This is a genomic window from Actinoplanes sp. NPDC048791, assembly GCF_040650095.1.
Lineage (GTDB): Bacteria > Actinomycetota > Actinomycetes > Mycobacteriales > Micromonosporaceae > Actinoplanes.
In genome coordinates, this window is record NZ_JBEZGQ010000467.1 from 1 (window position 1) to 6337 (window position 6337).

6 protein-coding genes and 1 pseudogene are annotated in these 6337 nt (G+C 72.4%); 5 read left to right on the forward strand and 2 right to left on the reverse strand.

The features are described from left to right. From AB0C29_RS28130 to AB0C29_RS28140, 3 genes are all read left to right on the forward strand, one after another. Positions 1–694, forward strand: a 694-nt coding sequence (locus tag AB0C29_RS28130; RefSeq protein WP_360826072.1) for an FAD-dependent oxidoreductase, incomplete at its 5' end; no start/stop codon positions are given. Positions 695–826: 132 nt separating this feature from the next. Beyond that, entirely contained in the window at positions 827–1072 is a 246-nt protein-coding gene (locus AB0C29_RS28135) for a PspC domain-containing protein (RefSeq protein ID WP_360826075.1), read from the forward strand. Positions 1073–1512: 440 nt separating this feature from the next. After that, on the forward strand, positions 1513–2835 hold the full coding sequence (locus tag AB0C29_RS28140; RefSeq protein ID WP_360826086.1) for a DedA family protein: 1323 nt from the start codon (positions 1513–1515) through the stop codon (positions 2833–2835). 870 nt (positions 2836–3705) lie between these two features. On the opposite strand, the pseudogene AB0C29_RS28145 reads toward AB0C29_RS28140, so the two are convergent. Both AB0C29_RS28145 and AB0C29_RS28150 read right to left on the reverse strand, forming a co-directional pair. Then, positions 3706–4347 (reverse strand): annotated as a pseudogene (locus tag AB0C29_RS28145) (M14 family zinc carboxypeptidase); the annotation flags it as partial. Continuing rightward, positions 4251–4631 carry a hypothetical protein gene (locus AB0C29_RS28150; RefSeq protein WP_360826078.1) on the reverse strand — a complete coding sequence of 127 codons (381 nt, stop codon included), beginning with the start codon at positions 4629–4631 and terminating at the stop codon, positions 4251–4253. The gene AB0C29_RS28150 and the pseudogene AB0C29_RS28145, both read right to left, overlap by 97 nt. 226 nt (positions 4632–4857) lie before the next feature. Here AB0C29_RS28150 and AB0C29_RS28155 point away from each other — a divergent pair, with 226 nt between their 5' ends. Beyond that, positions 4858–6153, forward strand: a complete 1296-nt coding sequence (locus AB0C29_RS28155) for an amidohydrolase (protein ID WP_360826081.1) — start codon at positions 4858–4860, stop codon at positions 6151–6153. Further along, on the forward strand, positions 6150–6337 hold a 188-nt coding region (locus tag AB0C29_RS28160), incomplete at its 3' end, for a hypothetical protein (protein ID WP_360826083.1). The genes AB0C29_RS28155 and AB0C29_RS28160, both read left to right, overlap by 4 nt.

Consider the following 6337-nt stretch of genomic DNA (forward strand, 5'->3'; position numbering starts at 1 on the left):
CGGCTGGACGGTCACCCTCGACGACGGCGAACGGCTCAGCGCGGACCACGTCGTGCTCGCCGCTGACCCCGGCGCCGCCCGTACCATCGCGGCAGCCTCCCCCGGCCTGGCGGGGCACGCGCCGGAGCTGGCCTCCCAGCTCGCCGCGATCGAGACCACGGCCCCGTACGCGGTCAGCCGGCTCTGGACCGACCGCGACTGCCGCCCGGAGCGGGCGGTCTTCAGCAGCGTCTCCCGGGAGGCGACGCTGGACTCGGTAACGCTGTACCACCGCATCGAACGCGGCGCCGGCCAGTGGGCGCGGCGCCTCGGCGGGTCGGTCATCGAGCTGCACGCGTACGCGGCGCCGACCGGCCTGGACGCGGCCGAGCTGACCAAGCGGATGTGGACGGAACTGGGCGGCCTCTGGCCGGAGACGGTCGACATGACGATCCTGCACGTCGAGGAACGGGTGGGCGAGGACGCGCCCGCCTTCAACGTGGGCAGCGACGCGGGCCGCCCGGGTGTGGTCACCGACGCCGACGGGTTGTACCTGGCCGGCGACTGGGTCCGGATGCCGTTCCCGTCGGCGCTGATGGAACGGGCGGCCGCCTCGGCGATCCTGGCTGTCAACGCGATCCTCGAGCGGTACGGGGTGGGGCCGAATCAGGTGTGGTCGGTGGCTCCGCGCGGGCTGCTCGCCCGGGGGCGCTGACCGCTCGCTGGTGTGACCCCGAGACGGTGGCTCAGGGCTCGGCCAGGGTCGTTCCCCGATGTGTCTGGGGCCGGGCGGATGGGACTGTTCAAGGGTCAAGTTCGACGCCACCGGCAAGGAAAGCGAGACACCATGAACACCGTCCACGACTCCATGGCCCGCCAGGGACTGGTCCGCCCGCGCGAGGGCCGGATGCTCGCCGGCGTGTGTGCGGGACTGGCCCGCCGGTTCGGGCTCGACCCGTGGCTGACGCGGGTGCTGTTCGTCCTGACCCTGTTCGTGATTCCCGGTAGCCAGATCCTGATCTACCCGGTGCTGTGGATCCTGATGCCGTCCGAGGAGCACTCCTACGCTTCGACGTACCCGCCGGCGGCCTGACCGCCCCCGCCCCGTCGAGCAAGGCCCGGCCGTTCGCGGCCGGGCCTTTCGCGTGCCCCCGGTCGCTTCGTCGCGTGCCCACCCACCTGTTCGCCTGTCCCCGGTCGTTTCCTCGCTGGGCTGCGCCCATCTCCTCGCGTGCCCTGGCACCTCTCCGCGCGTCCCCGGTCGGCTCTCCGCGTGTCCCTGGTCGGCTCACCGCGTGTCCCTGGTCACCCTGAGGCGGGATCAGGGGTTTCTCGGGGCTAAAACCGATATCCCCGGCGACACCGATCGACAAGGCTGATCGTGTGCTCGCAGACCTGCTCAACGCCGCGACCGTTCTCGTCGACCGGCTGACCACGCTCGATGAGTGGTCGGTCCTGCTCTTCACGTACCTCTCGGCCGCCGTCGAGATGACGTTCCTGCTCGGGCTGCTCGTGCCCGGCGAGTCCGTGGTCATGCTGGCCGCCTCGCTGCACGGCCCGGGCGGCTTCGCCCTGGCGGTCGCGGCGGGCACGGCGGGCGCCTTGACCGGGCAGATCTGCGGGTACGCGATCGGCCGCGTCTTCGGCACCCGCCTGCGCAGCACCCGCCTGGGCCGCCGCATCGGCGCCGAACGCTTCGACCGCGCCGAGGACTACCTGCGCGAACGTGGCGCCTCGGCGCTGGTGGCGGTGCGCTTCGTCGCGGTGATCCACGCGATCGTGCCGATCGTGGCGGGCGTGGCCCGGATGCCGTTCGGCCGCTTCCTGGGCTGGTCGGCGCTGGGCACGGTGCTGTGGGTCGGCACGTTCGCCGGGGTCGGGGCGGCGACGGCAAGCGCCGACTCGACCGGTGGGGTCGGGGTCGTGCTCACCGCCGTCGCGGCTACCTGCCTGGGCGTGGTTCCTTTCGCTGTCCGGTTGTTCCGACGTTCGCCGGCTGTTGCGCTAGCCGGCGGACCAGTAGAGGGCTCGGGCGAACTCGGCGTACAGGCCCTTCGGGTGGGCGCGGAACAGCGGCTCGGTGCCGAAGAGCACCGCCCGGCCCCCGCGCGCCGTCCGGCCCGAGACGATCGAGGCCTTCCCGGCCGCCTGGTCCGGCCCGCCTACGCCGGGCCCGGTCGGCTGCCAGTGACCGGCCACCAGTGGATCGGCGGCGTAGCGCTGCTCGACCGTGAAGCCGGAGCCGGTGAACCAGATCGGCGAGTAGACGAACGCGTGCGGCAGCGCGTCGAGGCCGATCACCGCTCCGGTGTTGGTGACCGCGACGACACCGTTCGCGTCACCGCGTCCGGGCAGCGCCGTCGCCGGCAGCAGGCCCGCCGCCGCGTTGAAGGCCGCGCCGGTCGCGCCCCGCGTCACCACGCCACCGCGGCTGAGCAGGTCGTCGACCGCCGCCTTGCCGGTCGGCGTGAGCTGCGCGTACGACAACCCGGAGGAGACGACCAGGGTGTCCACGCCGGACAGGTCGGTGCCGGCGTTCAGCAGGGCCGTGGAGACGGGGCGTACCTCGAAGCCCATCTCACGCAACGCGAACAGCTCGTCGGCGGCGACCGCGGCGGCCAGCACCGGACGGCTGAACGGGGTGCCGGCGGAGCCGTGGGGCGCGGCGCTGAAACGTACCCCGTAACGCCTGGCCAAAGCCTCGGCCTCGGGCCGCGCCGCGGCCGGGACCACGACGGTGCCCGCGTCGGTGCGCCGGAGCTTGACGCCCAGGTCGAGCAGCGCGTTCGTGGCTCGGACGTCAGCCGGATCGCGCAGCTGCAGCGCCAGGTCGCGGCCCTTGCCGGCGGTGACTGACCCGACCGCGGAAGCGGCCTTGACCGGCGTGGTCCTCACCCTCGGGGCGGCCGTGCGGCTGATGTCGACCGACGCACCCCACAGCAGGCGGTGGCTCCAGCCGGAGATGTCGTACATCTGCGGAACCAGCGCCGAGATGTCCCGGCCCGCCTCGAGCAGCACGTTGGCAAGGCCACGCTTGGGCTGGTGCATGTCGACGAGGTAGGACCCGGCGGGGTAGCGCCGGCCGTTGAGCGAGAAGGCCCGGCGAGCCTTGGTCACCCGCACGTCGTGGGCCACCAGGTGGTCGACGAGCCGGGCAGCCGCGGGAGCAGAGCGCTGGCTCGCACCGACCGGGATGACGTAAGCGCGCGGGAACTCGGTCGAATACCGGTCCTCAGGGCCGAAGCCGGGCACAAAACCGTCCGGGATGCGCGGCGAGGGCGCACCGGCCCAGCCCCGGCGGAACTGCCCGATCTGACCGGCGAGCAGCGACGCCCGATGCGTGTCGGCGTAGGTAAGGGCGGCCTCGATGGTGGCCGTGGCCACGGCGGTGTTCACCACAGAACGGCGGCGTAGCTCCTCGACCGGCAGGCTGGTGTAGACGCCTCGGTTGACCTGCCAAGGGATCTCCACGGTGTGCCCGACTGCGCCCTGGTAGATCGCGTACATCGGGGTGAAGATCGGCGGCCAGTCGTCCCAGTCCCCCGGCGCGTAGTCCCGGAACGGGATGTCGACGCTCTCGGTCCCGGGAAGGCCCAACTGCTTGACCGCGGCCTCCATGCCCAGCGCGTTCGGCAGCGCGTGCTTGATATACAGGTCGTACTCGTAGTTCTGCCCGTGCGGCGGCGTGGCCGGCTCGATCAGGGTCGCCCCGGTGTAGCCGTGCTCGTCGAGCATCACGAGCGGCTGGGTGCCGATGACCACGTCGCGCACGGCGCGCGACTCCGGCTGCGAACTGGTTGCATGGTCCCGGTTGATGTCGAAACCGGCGCCGTTGACCCGGGCCCCGGCGATCCGGCCGTCGGGATTGTTGGTGACCGTCACGTAGAACCTGGTCCGCCGCAACAAGCCGGCGGTGGCTCGGTCGGTGGCGGTGGCGAGGCGTTCGATGACCCGCAGGGCGCCGTCGGTGCCTTCCCACTCGTCGCCGTGGATGTTCGCGTTGATCCAGACCGGGGTCTTGTAGCCGCGGTGCAGGGCCCGGTCGCGGGCGGCGGCCCGCGGGTCGTTCTCGATCAGCGCCCGCCAGCGGTCCTGCCGGGCGGCCTCGGCGGCCGACTCCGGGGCGGTCACGGTGACGAGGTAGAGGTCGCGGCCGAGGGCGGAATGGCCGACCACCTCGGCGGAGACCCGGTCGGAGGCGTCCTGCAGGGCGTTGAGCCGGGGCGCAATCTCGTGGTACGGGACCAGGCCCAGCTTGATCGACTTGTCGGTCAGGTCCGGTGGGTAGACGCGCAGATCGCTCTGGCCGAGCCGCGGACCTCGGGGGCCGTCGCGGCTTCCTGGTGGCGCTCCGGGCCGTTGCCGAATTCCCTGGTCGTCGGGCTCCCCGACGCGGGATCGGCCAGCGCGAGGTCTGCCGGTGCCGGATCCGCCAGTGAGGGATTGGCCGGCGCGGCTTGAGCTGGCGCGGGATCAGCCAGCGCGGCTTGGGCCGGTGCGGTACTGGCCGGCGCGGCTTGAGCTAGTGCGGGATTGGCCGCCGCGGCTTCGACCGGCGCGGGATTGGCCAGCGCGGCCGAAGCCGGACCGGCGCCGGCTCCGGCGGCGAGCAGCAGGGCACAGAGCCCGGTCAACACCCGTGACGGGTCCACAAAGCACCTCCTCGACGTGCCCCTGACCTTCTCGCGAGATCCCGCGACATCGCAATGACGACGGTGAATCATCGCCATACCGATCGTCCCATCACACCGGCCGGCGGACAGTGGGGTTAACCCCCGGCAGATAAGGGGGCTGGCTGCAATGTGCCGCCCGGCCGGGTACGACAGGCTCTTGTCGACCGGCTCGCCGCGGGGCGGCCGCGCTCCTGGAGGAGGGACCATGTCGGACTCGGGGGACCGCATCGTCAGCCGGCGGCTTGTGCTCGGCAGCGCCGCCGGCCTCATCGGAGCAGGGCTGGCGCCCGCGGGGGCGGCGCACGCCAGTGGCAGCCCCCGGCGAGGTCCGGTGGACCAGCATGCGGTGGACGCAGTGGCGTCCCGATTGGACAGCAGTCTGATCGATCTGCGCCGGGAGCTACACAATCATCCCGAAACCGCGGGTCAGGAGAAGCGAACCGCCGAAGTGGTGGCCCAACGCCTGCGAGCGGCCGGGCTCCATGTCACCACGGGCGTCGGCGGGCACGGCGTCGTGGGTCTGCTGACCGGCTCACGGCGTGGCCGGACGGTCGCCTATCGGGCGGATATGGACGCGGTCGCGCCGGGCGACCAGGTGGGCGGCGGCCCACAGGCAGCCCACCTGTGCGGGCACGACCTGCACACCACAGTGGGCGTAGGGGTCGCGGAGGTACTGGCACGCCTGAGACACCGCCTCGCCGGCACTGTGGCCTTCTTGTTCCAGCCCGCCGAGGAATCGCTCACCGGTGCCGCCGCGATGCTCGACGCAGGTGTGCTCGGACGGGTGCGGCCGGCGGAGATCCACGCCCTGCATTGCGGCCCGTTCCCGGTCGGTCAGTTCGTTGTCACGCCCGGGTACGGCCTACCCGGCCAGGATCGCGGTGTCATCACCTTCACCGGGCCGGACGCAGTGGCACGGGCACGGCAGCTCGCTGCGGAGATCAGTGCGCTGGGCACGGTGTCGCGGCCGAGCACCGGCGCGGACCTCGAACGGCTCGTGGCCGACTTCCAGACGCCGGACGGGCCGCTGGCCGAGTTCGTCGCCATGCAGGCCGGCGTCCCGGCCGGGGATCGGGCGGAAGTCCGAGTGTCCTACCGCTGCTGGCCCGAGGAGCGGTACGCCGGGGTCCGCGACGACATCCGGCGGCTGGCGCGGTCAGCCGGCCCGGCCACGGTGGACTTCCCGAAGGACCCCTTCCCAGCCATGGTGTGTCCCCCGAAGGAAGCCCTTGCTCTCAAGCTGCACCTCCAGCACACGGCCGGTCGTAGCCGGGTAAGAACGGCGTATGCCGCGATCCCGTTCAGCGGTGAGGATTTCGCGCTGCTCCTGAACCGGATTCCCGGCACATACACCTTTCTCGGCGTCCGATCGCCCGGGGCCGCCATCGAGACGAGCTATCCGCACTTCGGCGCCTTCAACCCGGACGAGCGGGCCATCGGCCACGGCGTCCGCGCGATGGCGGGCTGGCTGGCCGAGCGCGCCGCCAAACCGAAGGCGTGACCGAGCCGGGATGCCGGACGAACCGGGATGCCGGGCGAGCCGCCGCAGCAGCGCTGAGTAACCCGGACCAAGACGCGGCCGGAACCGGGCGCCACGGTGGTCACCAGGCGGTGGCGACGACCTCGACCAGCGGCACCGGCGGCACCCCGCCGCGTACCGCCTCCAGGAACGTCACGATCTCCGC

What these genes read in the sequence shown, in the direction of transcription:
- AB0C29_RS28135 (WP_360826075.1), top strand. Translation starts at nt 827, where the DNA reads ATGAACACCGTCCACGACTCCATGGCCCGCCAGGGACTGGTCCGCCCG.
- AB0C29_RS28140 (WP_360826086.1), top strand. Translation starts at nt 1,513, where the DNA reads ATGCTGGCCGCCTCGCTGCACGGCCCGGGCGGCTTCGCCCTGGCGGTC.
- AB0C29_RS28155 (WP_360826081.1), top strand. Translation starts at nt 4,858, where the DNA reads ATGTCGGACTCGGGGGACCGCATCGTCAGCCGGCGGCTTGTGCTCGGC.